The following is a 16824-nucleotide window of genomic DNA, read 5'->3' on the forward strand; positions in this document are numbered from 1 at the left end:
GACACATTCCTACTCCGCGGCGCCCTTGATGTCCGCCGCCGGCGGCGCATAGGCCGCCTCCAGCGCGGCGAATTCTTCCGGCAGCATATCGCACATCACCTGCACATGCGGAATGACGTTGGCGCCGACGATGAAGCCGAAATCGAGCTGATCGCGATAGCTCTGCACGGTGATGTTGAGCGCCTGCCCGTGCGTCGAGATCGACACCGGGAAGATGTGCAAGAGCTCGGCGCCGGCGGCATAGAGCGTCTGCCGCGGTCCCGGCACGTTGGACACCGTGATATTCGCCGCCGGCGGCAGCACGTCCGACAGGTCGGAGCGGCTGTAGAGAAGCGCCATGATCTGGACGATGATCGGCGCACCCAGCATCGAGATGTTGGAGACCTGCGGCATCAATGCACGCAATGGATGCGACATTTCCTTGGACTTGGTCGATTGCGCGATGATGGCTTCCAGCCGCGCCTTGGGATCGTCGATGTTGGTCGCGATCGAGCAGATCATGCCGAACACCTGGTTGTTGGCTTCGGTGTTGCCCTCTTCGCGCAACGAAATCGGAACCGCTGCGGTCAGCGACTTCGCCGGCAGCGTGCCGTATTGCTGAAGGTAGCGCCGGACCACGCCGGAAGCGAGCGCCAGCACCACGTCGTTGAGCTTGCCGCCGGCCTGCTTGGCCAGCGCCTTGGATCGCGACAGCGAGATCGACACGCCGGCAAAACTGCGTTCGGACGAGATCGACTTGTTGAGCATGGTCGGCGGCGACACCATGCTGGCCAGGCTCTCGCGCGACTTCGGATCGGAAATCTTGCCGAGCACGTCGGAGACGCTCTTGACCATGGTCGGGATGTTGCCGGCAAAACGTACCGCGCTCTCGATCTGGTACATCGCGTTGTCGAACAGGATCGAGCCGATGTCGCTCTTGCCGGTGCGCGGCAGCTGGAGATTCTTGGCGGCCGCCGAGGCATCGAGCGGCTGGGTGAAGAGCTGCTGATAGGAATCGAGCAGGTTCGCGGCGATATCGCGCGGCTCCTGCCCGGGCTTGGCTCCTGCCGTCGGCGGATCGACCTTCCGGGGGATCGGCGAGATGTCGTAGATCATGTTGGTCAGCGCCGCGCCGGCGCCGCCGTCGATGGCGGCATGATGCATCTTGGAATAGAGGCCGACCTCGTTGTCCTTCATGCCCTCGAACACGTAGAACTCCCAGAGCGGGCGGGCGCGGTTCAGGAGCTTGGCGTGCATCCAGCCGACGATGCGCTCGAGCGTGGCGCGATCGCGCGGCGCCGGCAGGCTGGCGCGGAAGATGTGGCGGTCGATGTCGAACTGGTCGTCCTCGACCCAGGACGGATGATCGATGTCGAGCGGCGCCTTCTCCAGCCGCGCCTTCAGGATCGGCGCGATGTGCAGGCGCGAGACGATCATCGCCTTGAAGTCTTCGAAGAAGTCGCCCTTGTAGTCGTCGGGCAACCGAAAGATCGCCATGCTGCCGACATGCATCGGCATTTCCGGCGTTTCCAGATAAAGAAATGATGCGTCCAGCGACGACAGCTTCTTACCGTCGGCCATGGTTCCCTCCGCGAGTTTTGACGGGCGCCTTTCCCGGCGCTTCTCGTCAGGCCGATATTGCCTGTTCCGGCGGGGCATATGCAATGGCAAACGGCCCTGCCCGGTCAAATGGCCAGAACTCCCCCTCCGGTTGCGCCAGGCGGTCCGCCACCGCCCACAGCGCCGCAGGGTTCACCCCGAGCCCGATATGGCTCGCCAGGTGCACCTCGATGTTCTCGGCACGGTCGGAAGGACGCAGCAGGCAGGTCCGCCAGTTCACGACACCGTCGGCGCGCGAATAGATCGACGTCGCCGGCACCGGCAGATCGCCCGCGATCGCCGCGCGCAGTTCGGCAAAATCCTCCACCTGCTCGCCGGACAGCGCCTCGTAGAGCCGCGTCGCATTGGTCGCCCGAACATCGTTGGCAAAAGGGCTACCGAGCGTGATGACGTAACGGACCATCTCCGGCGCCTGGAGCGCGAGATCGCGCGCATAGACGCCGCCAAGGCTCCAACCGACCAGGCTGACCTTGCGTCCGCTCGCAGCGTGGATTTCGGCGAGACGGGCGCGGAGCGAATCCCGTATCCGTCCAAGCCCGCCGAAATTGCGGCCCATCCGCCAGGCATGTGCCCCATAACCGAGTTCGCTGAGATAACGCCGCATCGGCGCCATCGAGAGGTCGCTGGCGAGAAAGCCCGGCAGCGCCAGCACCGGATGGCCATCGCCTTTGGGCGCGCGCATCAGGACCGGCGACAGCAGCAGGCTGGCATTGAATTCGAAGAGCCCACGGGCCTCCGCGAGCAGCAAGCCAAGGCCCGGCGGCCGCAGCCGGTCTGAGGTCTGCGGCCCGTCCGGCCCGGACGGCATTACTTCTTCTTGTCGCCGCTGCGCGTGCCGCCGAGGCCGGCCATGGTGACGAACATGTCCTGAAACCGCTCGGCGATCTTGGGATCGAAGGTGAACCAGCTCTGGATCAGCGATTCCGGCGAGACCTTGTCGATATTGCTCAAGACCTGCTGCTGCAGTTTTTCCATGACGGCAACCTGCATCGGCGAGACATCCGGCAATCCGAAGAATTGGCGGGCCTCGAGGGGGGTGCAGTCGATTTCGATGTTAACTTTCATGTCCCCTCCGGTTGAGATTCGAACTGCCTGGCACAGTATCGCCGCGACATGGCATGCGACGCAAGCGACCTGAGGCAGGTGGCCGGGCGCCGGACTCGGCTATCGGCGGATATGGTCAATCAAAACGCTTCGCCATGTACATGCCCGCCGGGCGCCTGCGGGGCGATTTCCCTCGCTACGCCGGGACCTCGCAGGTCGAAAGTCGAATGTCGCCCGTGCGCCTCTCGCCGCTAAATTGTCGGTCAGCATTGCTGCAAAGCGGTGCAACTTGGCGCGTTCCTTGCTGGAATGGCGCTTGCACGGGTCGAGAACTCTGGGCAACATGGATTGGGACGCCCGCCGAACAATCAAAAATCACGGCGCGGCAGAGTGGAGAGGGTCAAGAATGTCAGTCGGTCGAAGTCTGTTTGCGGCGACGCTCGCCGGTATGCTTGCGTTGGCGGTCTCGCCGGCGTCGAGCCAGACGCTACGTTATGCCAACCAGGGCGACCTGAAGTCGCTCGATCCCTATACGCTCAACGAGAGCACCACCCACGCCCATCTCGGTCACGCCTATGAAGGCCTCACCGCCCGCGACAAGGATCTAAAGATCATTCCGGCGCTGGCGGAGAGCTGGGAGACCCTGGAGCCGACCCGCTGGCGCTTCCATTTGCGGAAGGGCGTGAAGTTCCACAACGGCGACCCCTTCACCGCCGACGACGTGCTGTTCTCCGCCGATCGCGTCCGCAAGAAGGGGTCCAATATGCAGACCCGCCTCGCGCCCGACGTCAAGGTCGTCAAGGTCGACGACTACACCGTCGATTTCATCCTGCCCTCGCCCAATCCCATCCTGCATTCGGCATGGGACGTCTGGTACATCATGGACAAGAAATGGGCCGAGGAGAACAACGTCGTCGATCCGACGCCGGTGGCGGCGACCACGCCGAGTTACGCCTCGCTCCACGAGAACGGCACCGGTCCCTTCATCATCGAAAGCCATCAGCCCGGCGTGAAGACGGTGTTCAAGGCCAATCCCAACTACTGGGGCAAGGTCGAAGGCAACCTGAAGGAGATCATCTTCACTCCGATCGCCTCCGACGCCACCCGCGTCGCCGCGCTGCTCTCGGGCGAGGTCGACGTCATCGAGCCGGTGCCAGTCCAGGACATTTCCCGCGTCGATTCCAGCCCGAATGCCCATGTGCTGAAGGGGCCGGAGCTGCGCACCATCTTCATCGGCTTCGATCAGACTCGCGACGAGCTGCTCTACTCCAACATCAAGGGCAAGAACCCGTTCAAGGACGTCCGCGTCCGCGAGGCGTTCTACAAGGCGATCGACATCGAGCTGATCAAGACGCGCGTGATGCGCGGGCTGTCGACGCCGTCGGCACTGATGATCGCGCCGGAGCTGTACGCGCTGTCCAAGGAGTTCACGCGGCCGAAATTCGACCCCGATGGCGCCAAGAAGCTCCTGACCGAGGCCGGGTACCCGGATGGCTTCGAGGTCACGATGGATTGCCCGAACGATCGTTACGTCAACGACGCCGCGATCTGCCAGGCCGTCGTCGGCATGCTCGCCCGCATCGGCGTCAAGATCAACCTGCTGGCGCAGCCGAAGGCGCAGTACTTCGCCAAGGTGCTGAAGCAGGGCGGCTACCAGACCTCGTTCTACCTGCTGGGCTGGACTCCGAGCACGATGGACTCCCACAACGTGCTCTATGACATCATGGGCTGCCGCGACGATGCGAAATCCTCGCGGGGCGAGGCCAATCTCGGCGGCTATTGCAACAAGGAGTTCGACGCCATCACCGACAAGGTGCTGGTCGAGACCGACGCCGCCAAGCGCAACCAGCTGATCAAGCAAGCCTATGAGATCAGCATCAAGGACTGGGCCTACATCCCGCTACACCAGCAGGCGCTCGCCTGGGGCGTATCGAAGAAGGTGGACCTGCCGCAGCGCGCCGACAATCTGGTCATGTTCCGCGGGGCGACCAAGAAGGAATAGCGTCCGTTGATCACGAGGTCCCGGCGGCGTCAGGCTTCCGGGACCTTTCCTTTTTTCGGCTGACAGGCACGTTGGCCGTACGCACACCCAAGGATAGTGGAAGGCATGCTCGCTTTCACTCTTCGCCGCGCCCTTCAGGCCATCGGCGTCATGTTCGCCGTCGGCATCATCGCGTTCTCGATGTTCCGCTTCGCCGGCGACCCCGTGAACCAGATCGTCTCGATCGACACGTCGGCGGCCGAACGCGAAGCCGTGCGCAAGTCGCTCGGCCTTGACGATCCCGTGCCGGTGCAGTTCGTGCGCTATTTCGGCGACGCCGCGCAGTTCAAGTTCGGCGTGTCCTACCAATTCCGCCAGCCGGTCTCGACGCTGTTGATGGAGCGCATGCCCGCGACGCTCGAACTCGCGATCTGCGCGACCATATTCGCAATGGTGTTCGGCATCCTGATGGGCGTCTATTCGGCGCTCAAGCGCGACACCGCGCTCGCCAAATTATTCCAGGCGGTCTCGTTGATCGGCATCTCGCTGCCGACGTTCCTGATCGGCATCCTCCTGATCTATCTGTTCGCGGTGACATTGGGCTGGCTGCCCTCGTTCGGCCGAGGCGAGGTGGTCAAGCTCGGCTGGTGGACCACGGGCCTGCTCACGCTGTCGGGCCTGAAGGCGCTGATCATGCCCTCGATCACGCTTGGCCTGTTCCAGATGACCCTGATCATGCGACTGGTGCGCGCGGAGATGCTGGAAGTGCTGCGAACCGACTATATCCGCTTCGCGCGCGCCCGGGGGTTGACCACACGCGCCATCCATTTCGGCCACGCACTGAAGAACACGCTCATTCCCGTGATCACGGTAGCAGGCCTCCAGTTTGGCTCGGTTATTGCATTTTCGATCATCACCGAAACCGTGTTCCAGTGGCCGGGCATGGGACTTCTGTTCGTTCAGGCCGTGCAAAACGTCGATATCCCGATCATGGCCGCCTACCTGTTGATGGTCTCGCTGATTTTCGTCACCATCAATCTGGTGGTCGACATCCTGTACACCGTGGTCGATCCGCGCTTGCGCTCGACCGTCGGCCGCGCCACGTAAGGCAGCCTGCATGTCCGACGCAGTCGTCTCCAATTCCGACAAGCAGGGCGCGCCGCCGGCGCATGCCGCCCGCGGCTGGCTCAGCCGCGCGCTCGACAGCGACGTCTTCTATTCTTTCCGCCGCTCCAAGCTCACCATGGTTGCGGCCGCCATCACGGTCTTGTTCTTCCTGCTTGCGATCTTTGCCTCCTGGCTTGCGGTACAGAACCCGTTCGATCCGGCGCAACTTCAGCTGATGAACTCGCGGATTTCACCGCTATGGACAGCCGACGGCCAGAGCCCGTTCCTGCTCGGCACCGATGAGCAGGGCCGCGACGTATTCTCCGCCATCCTCTATGGCATGCGTATCTCGCTCGCCGTCGGCATGGCCGGCGTGATCTTCGCCGGTGCGCTCGGCATCGCGCTCGGCCTGATGGCGGGCTATTTCGGCGGCGCGGTCGACAGCGTGATCATGCGGATCGCCGACGTCCAACTCACCTTCCCCGCCATCCTGATCGCGCTGCTGGTCAATGGCATCGCGAAATCGATCCTCGGCAACCGGCTGGATGCCACCAGCATGCTGGTGGTGCTGGTGATCTCGATCGGCCTGAGTTTCTGGGTCGGGTACGCCCGGACCGTGCGCGGTTCCGTGATGGTCGAGAAGAACAAGGACTACGTGGCCGCCGCGCAGCTGATCGGCCTGCCTGCCCCCGTGATCATGCTGCGGCATGTGCTGCCGAACACGATGGGCCCGATCCTCGTCATCGCCACCATCAATCTCGCGCTCGCCATCATCACCGAGGCGACGCTGTCTTTCCTTGGCGTCGGCTTGCCCGACACCATGCCCTCGCTCGGCACGCTGATCCGCATCGGCAACAATTATCTGTTCGCTGGTGAATGGTGGATCGTCGCCTTCCCGGGGTTCGCGCTCGCCGCGCTGATCCTCTCCATCAACCTGCTCGGCGACTGGCTGCGCGACGCGCTCAACCCAAAACTTCGATGAGTGTGCGTCGCCCATGACCGAACCTGTTCTCTCCGTACGCAATCTCAAGGTGGAGTTCGCCTCCCGCCGCGGCACGCTGCGCGCCATCGACGACGTCTCCTTCGACATTGCCAAGGGCGAGGTGCTCGGCGTAGTCGGCGAATCCGGCGCCGGCAAATCCGTCACCGGCCTTTCGGTGATCGGCCTGATCGATCCGCCCGGCCGCATCGCCGGCGGCGAGATTCGTCTCGCAGGCCTGCGCATCGACAATCTGCCGCCGGAGGAGATCCGCCGTATTCGCGGCAAACGCATCGGCATGATCTTTCAGGATCCCCTCACCTCGCTCAATCCACTGTACCGGGTCGGCGACCAGATCGTGGAGACGATCAGAACGCATCTGAATCTCTCCGAAACAGCTGCACGCCGCCGTGCCATCGACCTGCTTGCCGAGGTCGGCATCCCAGCGCCGGAGAAACGCATCGACGGCTATCCCCACGAATTCTCCGGCGGCATGCGGCAGCGCGTGGTGATTGCGCTCGCGATCTGCGCCGAGCCGGAGTTGATCATCGCGGACGAGCCCACCACCGCGCTCGACGTCTCCGTGCAGGCGCAGATCATCTCGCTGATCAAGCGGCTCGGGCGCGACCACGGCACCGCGGTGATGCTGGTGACCCACGACATGGGCGTGATCGCCGAGACCTCCGACCGCGTGGCGGTGATGTATGCCGGCCGCGTCGCCGAGATCGGCCCCGTACAGGACGTCGTCAGGAATCCGCTGCACCCTTACGCCAAGGGCTTGATGGGCGCGATCCCGACGCTTGCCGGCGACGACAAGCGTCTCGTGCAAATTCCCGGCTCCATGCCGCGGCTGTCGGCGATCCCGCGGGGCTGCTCGTTCAATCCGCGCTGCGCATTCGTTTTCGATCGCTGCCGCGTGGAGAGGCCGGAGCCGCTGCCGCGCGGCACGCAATCCGTCGCCTGCCATCTCTATGACAGCGTGCCGGCGGAGAGCGCGGCATGAGCACTCCCTTCGTCCAGGCCACAAATCTGCGCCGCGTCTTCGACGTCTCAAAGCCGTGGCTCAACCGCGTGCTCGAGGGCGGCCATCTCGAATATCTCAAGGCCGTCGACGGCGTCACTTTCGACATCAGGAAGGGCGAGACTTTTGCGCTGGTCGGAGAATCCGGTTCGGGCAAGACCACCGTGGCGCGGATGGTCGTCGGCCTGCTGCCGCCGAGTTCCGGCAACGTCCTGATCGATGGCATCTCGATGACCGATCCGCGACAGGCCCAAGCGCGGCGAAAGCTGCGCCGCCGCATCCAGATGATCTTCCAGGATCCCTATGCGAGCCTGAACCCGCGCTTCCGGGTCGATGCCATCATCTCCGAGCCGATCCGTGCCTTCGACTTGATCCAGGGCGAGCGCGACATCCAGGCCCGGGTCGGCGAGTTGCTCAGCCTCGTCGGTCTGCATCCCGACGACCGCTTGAAGTTTCCGCACGAATTCTCCGGCGGCCAGCGCCAGCGCATCGCGATTGCGCGGGCACTCGCCTCCGACGCCGAGTTCATCGTCTGCGACGAGCCGACCTCCGCGCTCGACGTCTCCGTGCAGGCGCAGATCCTGAATCTGATGCGCGACCTCCAAGACAAGCTCGGCCTGACCTACATGTTCATCAGCCATAACCTCGCCGTGGTCCGCCACATGGCGAGCCGGGTCGGCGTGATGTATCTCGGCCGCATTGTCGAGATCGCCGAGGGGCGCGAACTGTTCGCCCGTCCTAGGATGCCCTACACCAAGATGCTGCTGGGCGCCGTGCCCGATCTTGCGATGAGCGGTCGCCAGCGTATCCCGGTAAAGGGCGAGATCCCGAACCCGATCAATCCGCCGTCCGGCTGCGCCTTCAACCCGCGCTGTCCGCTGGCGTTCGATCTCTGCCGCAAGGAAGTCCCGGCACTGATCGACGGCGTCGCCTGCCACGCCGTCAACACCGCGCCGGTGCCTGCGTGACGCGCGCGTGCCATGCTAGCAGCGCATTGGCGACCCGGCATTCCCTGTGATCAATTGCGCGCGCCGCAACTGAGGTAACCCATGGCCAGCAACGTCAATCCCGATCCGTTCACGACGAGGCCCGAGATCGAAGGCACTTTCGGGGTCGTCGCCACCACCCACTGGATCGCGACGGCCGTCGGCATGGCCATTCTGGAAAAGGGCGGCAATGCCTTCGACGCCGGCGTCGCCACCGCTTTCACGCTGCAGGTGGTCGAGCCGCATCTGAACGGCCCCGGCGGCGACGTCCCGATCATCGTGCACGACGTGAAACGCGGCCGCACCGAGGTGATCTGCGGCCAGGGTCCGGCGCCGGCGCGCGCCACCATCGCGCATTACAAGAACGAGGGTCTCGACATGGTGCCCGGCACCGGCCTGCTCGCCGCCTGCGTGCCCGGCACCTTCGAATCCTGGATGATGCTGCTCCGCGACTACGGAACGATGCGCGTGCGCGACGTGCTGGAGCCCGCGATCTCCTATGCCCGCGACGGTTATCCGCTGGTCGAGCGCGCCTGCGCCACGATCCAGACCGTCGAACAATTGTTCCGCAAGCACTGGCCGACCTCTGCCGCGGTCTATCTTCCGAACGGCGAAGTGCCGAAGCCCGGTACGCTGTTCACCAACAAGACGCTGGCGGCAACCTACGCCCGCATCCTGAGCGAAGCCGAGAGCGGCGGCGGAGGCCGCGACGCCGAGATCGAGCGTGCACGAAAATCCTGGTCGCAGGGTTTTGTTGCGGAAGCCATCGACAAGTTCTGCCGCACCCAGGACGTGATGGACGTCAGCGGCTCGCCACATCGCGGCGTGCTCTCGGCCGACGACATGGCGCGGTGGCAACCGACCGTCGAGGCGCCGCTGACCTACGATTATGGCCGCTACACCGTCTGCAAGGCCGGCGTCTGGAGCCAGGGTCCCGTGACGCTGCAACAGCTCGCGCTGTTGAAGGGCTTTGCGCTCGACGGACTCGATCCGACCGGACCGGAGTTCATCCATCTCCAGATCGAATGCGCAAAACTCGCCTTTGCGGACCGCGAAAAATTCTACGGCGATCCCAAGTTCACCGAGATCCCGATCGCGACGCTATTGTCGGACACCTACAACGACGAGCGCCGCAAGCTCGTCACGGACAAGGCCTCGCTCGACTTCCTTCCCGGTTCGGTCGAAGGTTTTGGCGGTGTGGTGAAGCTGCGCCGCGCCGAGGGGCAACGCGAGGCGGTCGGCGCGCTTGGCGCCGGCGAGCCGACGGTCGGGCGATTCGGCGAGGTACGCGGCGACACCGTGCATTTCGACATCATCGACAAGGCCGGCAACATGGTGTCCTCGACGCCGTCGGGCGGCTGGTTGCAATCGTCGCCGATCATACCCGAGCTCGGCTTCTGCCTCGGCAGCCGCGCTCAGATGTTCTGGCTGGAGGAAGACCATCCCGCCGCGCTCGCGCCGGGCAAGCGGCCGCGCACCACGCTGTCGCCGACCATGGCGCTGCGCGACGGCGAGCCGTATCTCGCCTGGGGCTCGCCCGGAGGCGACCAGCAGGACCAATGGATCACGCAATTCTTTCTGCGCCACGTCCATTGCAATCTCAATCTCCAGGAATCGATCGACGCGCCGGCCTGGCATTCCGAGCATTTTCCGATCTCATTCTGGCCGCGCACCGCACGCCCCGGCGTGCTCGTGGTCGAGAACCGCGTGCCGAAGGCGACGATCGAGAATCTTCGCGAACGCGGACATATCGTGGAAGTCGGCCCCGAGTGGTCGGAAGGCCGTCTCACGGCGGCTTCGCGCGTCGGAGTGCGGCGGCGCGCCGCGGCCAACCCGCGCGGCATGCAAGGTTACGCCGCGGGGCGTTGAAGGCAACACATGACCTGGTCGATCATCGCGCGCGATCCTGCCACCGGCCAGTTCGGCATCGCCGTCGCCACGCGCTTCTTCGCCGTCGGCGCACGGGTCCCTTATATCGCGGCCGGCCTCGGTGCCATCGCGACGCAAGCTTTCGTCAATCCCTATTATGGCATCGACGGCGTCAAGCTGCTGCGCGAGGGCCTGAATGCGCATGACGTGCTTGCCGCGCTGCTCGCGACCGACGACGGCCGCGAGAGCCGCCAAATCCACCTCATGGATGCGAGCGGCGAGATCGCCGCCCATACGGGCCGCGACTGCGTCGACTGGTGCGGCCACATCGCAGGGAGCGGCTTCTCAATCGCCGGCAACATGCTGGCCGGCCCTGACGTGCTCGACGAGACCGCAAAAACCTACATTGCCAATGACAGCCTGCCCTTCCCGCGCCGCCTGCTCGCTGCCATGCGCGCGGGCGAAGCGGCCGGCGGCGACAAGCGCGGCAAGCAATCGGCGGCGCTGCTGATCCACGGCGAGGAGGAATGGGCGGCGCTGGACATTCGCTCCGACGATCATCCTGATCCGCTCGGCGAGCTCGAACGGCTCGAGCGCGTCAGCCAGGAACTCTGGGTACATTTTCGCGCCTCCATGCCGACGCGGCAGAACCCGGCCGGCAACACCGATCGCAGCGTCATCGACGCCAGCATCGCCGCAGCGCGTGCAAGACGATCATGAGCACGGGCCCTCTGATCGAGATCGAGGATCTGCGCATCCGCTTCCACGGCGACGACGGCCGCGTCACCCATGCGGTCGACAGTGTCGATCTCAGCGTCGCCAATGGCGCCACGCTCGGCCTCGTCGGCGAATCCGGCTGCGGCAAGAGCGTGACGTCACTCGCAATCATGGGCCTGCTGCCGAAACAGAACGCGGAGATCTCAGGCGCGATCCGCTTCGACGGTTTTGACCTGCTGAAAACCTCGGACCAGACGCTGCGCGACCTCCGCGGCAACCGGCTGGCGATGATCTTCCAGGAGCCGATGACCTCGCTCAATCCGAGCTTCACGATCGGCGACCAGATCATCGAGACGATCCTGCGTCATCGCGGCGGCTCGCGAAAGAGCGCCCGCGAGCGTGCGATCGAGCTCTTGCGCCGCGTCCACATTCCCTCGGCCGAGCGGCGGATCGACGACTACCCGCACAAGCTTTCCGGCGGCATGCGCCAGCGCGTGATGATCGCGATGGCGCTGGCCTGCGACCCGCAGCTGCTGATCGCGGACGAGCCGACCACTGCGCTCGACGTCACCCTGCAGGCGCAGATTCTCGAACTGATGCGGGAATTGAAGGCGGCGAGCGGCGCCGCGATCATCCTCATCACCCACGATCTCGGCGTGGTCGCCGAGGTCTGCGACGAGGTCGCGGTGATGTATGCGGGCGAGATCGTCGAGCGCGCGACGGTGGACGAATTGTTCTCCGCGCCGCAGCATCCCTACACCGTCGGCTTGCTCGGCTCGATCCCGCGGCTCGACCATCGCGCCGAGCAGCTCGCGACGATCGAGGGCATGGTGCCGAACATGGCGCAGCCGCCGGCGGGCTGCCGGTTCAGTGCACGCTGCCCTTTCGTGCTGGACGCCTGCACCAGGACGCCGCCGCCGCTCGTCGAAATCAGCGCCGGCCACCTCTCGCGCTGCATCCGCGCGCCGCTCGAACTTCTGGTGTCGTGATGGCGCTGCTCGAGGTCCAAGGCCTGGTCAAGCATTTCGTTGCCGAGCGCTCGTTGTTCGGCAGGGCGCTGGCGCATGTCAAAGCCGTCGATGGCGTCAGCTTCTCACTCGAAGCCGGCAAGACGCTGGCACTGGTCGGCGAATCCGGCTGCGGCAAATCCACCGTCAGCCGCCTGGTGCTGCGGCTGATCGAACCGGATGCAGGTGCAATCCGTTTCGAAGGCCGCGATCTGCTTGCTCTCGACGCCGGAGCGCTGCGCGCCTTCCGCCGCGAGGCGCAGATCATCTTCCAGGATCCCTACGCCTCGCTCAATCCGCGCATGACGGTCGGCCAGATCCTGGCCGAGCCGTTGGCGCTGCACGATCTGGTGCCGGCTGCGCGGCGGCGCGAACGCGTCGAGGAAATCTTGCGGCTGGTCGGGCTGGAGCCTCGGCTGGCCCGGCGCTACCCGCACGAATTCTCCGGCGGCCAGCGCCAGCGCATCGCCATCGCCCGGGCACTCGCGGTCGAACCAAAACTGATCATCTGCGACGAGCCGGTCTCGGCGCTCGACGTCTCGATCCGCTCGCAGATCCTCAACCTTTTGCGCGAGCTGCAGGACCGGCTCGGCCTCGCCTACATTTTCGTCTCGCATGATCTCGCCGTGGTCAAGCACATCGCCGACCACGTTGCGGTGATGAATCTCGGCCAGATCGTCGAGACGGCGGAGGCCGATGCGCTGTTCGCATCACCGCGCCATCCCTATAGCCGGGCGCTGCTGTCAGCGATCCCGCTGCCGCAGCCGAAGGCGAAGCGCGCGACCGTGCTGCTGGAGGGCGAGATCCCGAGCGCGCTCAATCCGCCCGCCGGCTGCCGCTTCCATACCCGCTGCCCCTTCGTTGTCGAGCGCTGCCGCAGCGAAGCGCCTGCGCTCCTGGCTGACGGCGCGGGCCACGCCACCGCCTGCCACCGCACGGCGGAGCTGCCGTCTGCCGACGCCATTCTGCCGACCGACGGCGGATTTTCGCCGACGCTGTCGAAATTGGTCGCCGCCTTCAGCCGAAAGACGGAAGGCGGGCGCCCGGCCGGGGTTAATATACAATGCGCCGCGTCCACAACGAAATAGCCGAAGCAATGGGGATTGTCCGATGAAGATGTTTCGCCTGGCCGTAACGGCCGCCGCCGTCCTGCTGTCGATCGGAGCCGTACAGGCCCAGACCACGCTGCGCATCGGCCTCGCCGAGGACCCCGACATCCTCGATCCCACGATGGCGCGCACCTATGTCGGCCGCATCGTGTTCTCCGCGTTCTGCGACAAGCTGTTCGACATCGACGAGAAGCTCAACATCGTGCCGCAGCTCGCGCTGTCGAGCGAAACCGTCGACGACGGCAAGGGCCTCGTCATCAAGCTGCGGCCCGGCGTGAAATTCCACGACGGCGAACCCTTCGACGCTGAAGCCGCCAAATTCTCGCTGGAGCGGCATCTGACGTTGCCCGGTTCGTTCCGCAAGCCGGAGCTGGCCTCGGTCGATCATATCGAGGTCGTCGATCCGCTCACGATCAAGCTGGTCCTGAAGTCGCCGTTCTCGCCGCTGCTCGCCCAGCTCACCGACCGCGCCGGCATGATGATGTCGCCGAAAGCGGCGAAAGAGGCCGGCGACAAGTTCGGCCTGCGCCCGGTCTGCGCCGGCCCCTACAAATTCGTCGAACGGGTGCAGCAGGATCGCATCGTGTTCGAGAAATTCGCCGACTACTGGAACAAGGACAACGTCTTCATCGACAAGATCGTATTCCAGCCGATCGTCGACGCCACCGTGCGGCTCGCGAACCTGAAGTCCGGCGGCCTCGATTTGATCGAGCGCGTGCTCGCCACCGATCTGAAGGAGGTGCGAGCCGACTCGCGGCTGAAGGTCGCGACCGCCATCGAGCTCGGCTATCAGGGCATCACCCTCAACATCGGCAAGGACAAGGCCAAGGGGCCGCTCAGCCAGTCCGCCAAGGTGCGGCAAGCTCTCGACCTCGCCATCGACCGCGACGCGATCAACCAGGTTGTGTTCAACGGCGAGTTTCAAGTCGGCAATCAATGGGTCAACCCTGATCATCCCTACTACCAAAAATCGCTTCCAGTCCGTCCCCGCAACGTCGAGAAGGCCAAGGCGCTGCTAAAGGAAGCCGGCGTGACACCGCCCGTCAGCGTCGACTTTCTGGTGCCCAAGGGCGCGGAGACCGAGACGCCGGCGCAGGTGATCCAGTCGATGGCGGCGGAAGCCGGGTTCGACATGAAGCTCCGCGTCACCGAATTCGCAACCGGGCTCAAGCAGGCCGAGGCCGGCGATTACCAGGCCTACATGCTCGCCTGGAGCGGGCGCGTCGATCCGGACGGCAACACCTACGTCTTCCTGCACAGCGGCGCGCCGCAGAATTACGGCGCGTGGAACAATCCGCAGGCCGACAAGGCGCTGGAGGACGCGCGATCGATCACCGACCCCGCCAAGCGCAAGGCCAGCTATGAGACCCTGGCCAAGCTGGTCCAGGAGGAAGAGCCGCTACTGTACCTATACCACCGCCGCATCATCATCGCGCATACGACGAGGCTCGAAGGCTACAAGCAGATGCCCGACGGCCTCGTCCGCGTCATCGGGCTCAAGCTGAAGTGACGCCGCGAGAATGCTGAACTTCATCGCCCGCCGCCTTGCGCAGATCGTACCGACGCTGTTCTTCGTCTCGGTGCTGATCTTCTCGCTTCAGCAATTGCTGCCGGGCGATCCCGCGCTGGTGATGGCGGGCGAAGAGCGCGATCCGGCGGTAATCGAGCAGATCCGTCACCAGTACCGGCTCGATCAACCCGTCCCCGTGCAATACGCCTACTGGATCAAGGGCGTACTGTCGGGCGATTTCGGCGAGTCGCTGCGCAACAAGATGCCGGTGCGCGAGCTGATCGCACAGAAGCTGCCGGTGACGCTGCAGCTCGGCTCGATGGCGATCGTGATCGCGTTCCTGATCGGCATTCCCGCCGGCATCGTCGCCGCCGTGAAGAAGGGTTCGGCCTGGGACTACGGCGCGAACCTGTTTGCGCTGTGGGGCATCTCGATGCCCAACTTCTGGCTCGGGATCATGCTGATCTTCCTGTTCTCGATCGAGCTCGGCTGGCTGCCGGCTTCCGGCTACGTGCCGCTCACCGAGAACTGGCGCGCGAGCCTGGCGGCCACCATCATGCCCGCCTTCGTGCTCGGCAACGCGATCGCCGCGGTCCTGATGCGGCATACCCGCAGCGCCATGCTCCAGGTGCTGGAGAGCGATTATGTCCGCACCGCGCGCGCCAAGGGCCTGTCCGAGCGCTCGGTGATCCTCAAGCATGCCATGCGCAACGCGCTGACGCCCATCATCACGCTCGGCGCGCTCGAGCTCGGCACGCTGTTGTCGGGCGCGGTGCTGACCGAGCAGATCTTCTCCATTCCCGGCTTCGGCAAGCTGATCGTGGACGCCGTGTTTAACCGCGACTATGCGGTGGTGCAGGGCGTGGTGCTGGTGACGGCCACGATCTATATCACTCTGAACCTCGTTGCCGACGTCGCCTATGTCCTCGTCAATCCGCGGCTGAGGGGTTAGGCGATGACGGACGCTGCGCTGCCAGCCAGCCCCGCCACGCAAGCCTACGAGCTCGACAGCCCGGCACGCCGCGCCCGGCGGCGGCTGTTCAAGCGCAAGGCCGCCGTGTTTGGACTCGTCGTGATCACGATGTTCATTGCCCTCGCGCTGCTCGCGCCGCTTGTCGTGCCCTATGATCCCATTGCAACGAGCTGGAGCCTGGTGCGCAAGCCGCCGACCGCGGCACACTGGTTCGGCACCGACGAGCTCGGCCGCGACATCCTGAGCCGCGTCGTCCATGGTGCGCGGGCATCGCTGCTCGCAGGCCTGATCTCGGTTGCGATCGCGCTCGGCATCGGCGTGCCGCTCGGCCTCGTCGCCGGCTATCGCGGCGGCTTCACCGACGCGCTGATCAGCCGGATCACGGACGCGATGCTGGCCTGCCCGTTCCTGATCCTGGCGATCGCGCTCGCCGCATTCCTCGGGCCGAGCCTCGGCAATGCCATGATCGCGATCGGCATCTCGGCAACGCCGATCTTCATCCGCCTGACCCGCGGCCAGGTACTGGTCGTCAAGGCCGAGGACTACGTCGAGGCGGCGCGCGCGCTCGGCAATCCACCGTGGCGGATCGCATTCTCGCATATCCTGCCGAACATCCTGCCTGCGCTGCTGGTGCAGGCGACGCTGTCGATTGCGGCCGCCATCATCGCCGAAGCCGCGCTGTCGTTCCTCGGCCTCGGCCAGCAGCCGCCGGCGCCGTCCTGGGGCAGCATGCTCAATGCGGCGCAACGCTTCCTGACCCAGGCGCCGTGGATGGCGATCTGGCCGGGGCTTGCGATCTTCCTCGTGGTGCTGTCGCTGAACCTGCTCGGCGACGGGCTGCGCGACGCCCTCGACCCGCGCCAGCGCTAGAGCATGATCCGGAAAAGTGCGAAGCGGTTTTCCGAAAAGATCATGCTCAAAC

15 protein-coding genes are annotated in these 16824 nt (G+C 65.0%); 12 read left to right on the forward strand and 3 right to left on the reverse strand.

Going from position 1 to position 16824, the window contains the following annotated elements; translation table 11 throughout:
* Window positions 1–9 precede the first annotated feature (9 nt).
* From OC450_RS10505 to OC450_RS10515, 3 genes are read right to left on the reverse strand one after another with little or no spacing between them, the layout of a single operon-like run.
* Window positions 10–1560 carry a WS/DGAT/MGAT family O-acyltransferase gene (locus OC450_RS10505; RefSeq protein WP_211382732.1) on the reverse strand — a complete coding sequence of 517 codons (1551 nt, stop codon included), beginning with the start codon at window positions 1558–1560 and terminating at the stop codon, window positions 10–12.
* 46 nt (window positions 1561–1606) lie between these two features.
* On the reverse strand, window positions 1607–2407 hold the full coding sequence (locus tag OC450_RS10510; RefSeq protein ID WP_256806428.1) for an esterase/lipase family protein: 801 nt from the start codon (window positions 2405–2407) through the stop codon (window positions 1607–1609).
* Complete coding sequence (locus OC450_RS10515) at window positions 2407–2664, reverse strand: DUF6489 family protein (protein WP_211382730.1); 258 nt, start codon at window positions 2662–2664, stop codon at window positions 2407–2409. Before OC450_RS10515 ends, OC450_RS10510 begins: the two co-directional genes overlap by 1 nt.
* A 385-nt stretch (window positions 2665–3049) precedes the next feature.
* On the opposite strand from OC450_RS10515, the gene OC450_RS10520 reads away from it, so the two are divergent.
* From OC450_RS10520 to OC450_RS10575, 12 genes are all read left to right on the forward strand, one after another.
* Window positions 3050–4645, forward strand: a complete 1596-nt coding sequence (locus OC450_RS10520) for an ABC transporter substrate-binding protein (RefSeq protein WP_211382729.1) — start codon at window positions 3050–3052, stop codon at window positions 4643–4645.
* Between the two features lie 105 nt (window positions 4646–4750).
* Complete coding sequence (locus OC450_RS10525) at window positions 4751–5731, forward strand: ABC transporter permease (protein ID WP_211382728.1); 981 nt, start codon at window positions 4751–4753, stop codon at window positions 5729–5731.
* 10 nt (window positions 5732–5741) lie between these two features.
* The gene (locus OC450_RS10530; protein ID WP_211382727.1) at window positions 5742–6713 is read left to right on the forward strand and encodes an ABC transporter permease; all 972 of its coding nucleotides are present in this window, start codon (window positions 5742–5744) and stop codon (window positions 6711–6713) included.
* Between the two features lie 13 nt (window positions 6714–6726).
* Window positions 6727–7713 (forward strand): ABC transporter ATP-binding protein, encoded by a 987-nt coding sequence (locus OC450_RS10535; protein ID WP_211382726.1) that lies wholly within the window; start codon window positions 6727–6729, stop codon window positions 7711–7713.
* Complete coding sequence (locus OC450_RS10540; protein ID WP_262047819.1) at window positions 7710–8699, forward strand: ABC transporter ATP-binding protein; 990 nt, start codon at window positions 7710–7712, stop codon at window positions 8697–8699. Before OC450_RS10535 ends, OC450_RS10540 begins: the two co-directional genes overlap by 4 nt.
* A gap of 81 nt (window positions 8700–8780) precedes the next feature.
* Complete coding sequence (locus tag OC450_RS10545) at window positions 8781–10586, forward strand: gamma-glutamyltransferase family protein (protein ID WP_262047820.1); 1806 nt, start codon at window positions 8781–8783, stop codon at window positions 10584–10586.
* Window positions 10587–10595: 9 nt separating this feature from the next.
* Window positions 10596–11306, forward strand: a complete 711-nt coding sequence (locus OC450_RS10550; protein ID WP_262047821.1) for a DUF1028 domain-containing protein — start codon at window positions 10596–10598, stop codon at window positions 11304–11306.
* Window positions 11303–12292 (forward strand): ABC transporter ATP-binding protein, encoded by a 990-nt coding sequence (locus tag OC450_RS10555; RefSeq protein ID WP_262047822.1) that lies wholly within the window; start codon window positions 11303–11305, stop codon window positions 12290–12292. Before OC450_RS10550 ends, OC450_RS10555 begins: the two co-directional genes overlap by 4 nt.
* The gene (locus OC450_RS10560; protein WP_211382721.1) at window positions 12292–13398 is read left to right on the forward strand and encodes an ABC transporter ATP-binding protein; all 1107 of its coding nucleotides are present in this window, start codon (window positions 12292–12294) and stop codon (window positions 13396–13398) included. Before OC450_RS10555 ends, OC450_RS10560 begins: the two co-directional genes overlap by 1 nt.
* 22 nt (window positions 13399–13420) lie before the next feature.
* Window positions 13421–14929 carry an ABC transporter substrate-binding protein gene (locus OC450_RS10565; protein ID WP_211382720.1) on the forward strand — a complete coding sequence of 503 codons (1509 nt, stop codon included), beginning with the start codon at window positions 13421–13423 and terminating at the stop codon, window positions 14927–14929.
* A 10-nt stretch (window positions 14930–14939) separates the two neighbouring features.
* On the forward strand, window positions 14940–15881 hold the full coding sequence (locus tag OC450_RS10570; protein ID WP_211382719.1) for an ABC transporter permease: 942 nt from the start codon (window positions 14940–14942) through the stop codon (window positions 15879–15881).
* A 3-nt stretch (window positions 15882–15884) separates the two neighbouring features.
* Complete coding sequence (locus tag OC450_RS10575; protein WP_256806430.1) at window positions 15885–16772, forward strand: ABC transporter permease; 888 nt, start codon at window positions 15885–15887, stop codon at window positions 16770–16772.
* Window positions 16773–16824 lie beyond the last annotated feature (52 nt).

The sequence above is a fragment of the Bradyrhizobium sp. Bra78 genome (genome assembly GCF_024519855.1).
Lineage (GTDB): Bacteria > Pseudomonadota > Alphaproteobacteria > Rhizobiales > Xanthobacteraceae > Bradyrhizobium > Bradyrhizobium japonicum_G.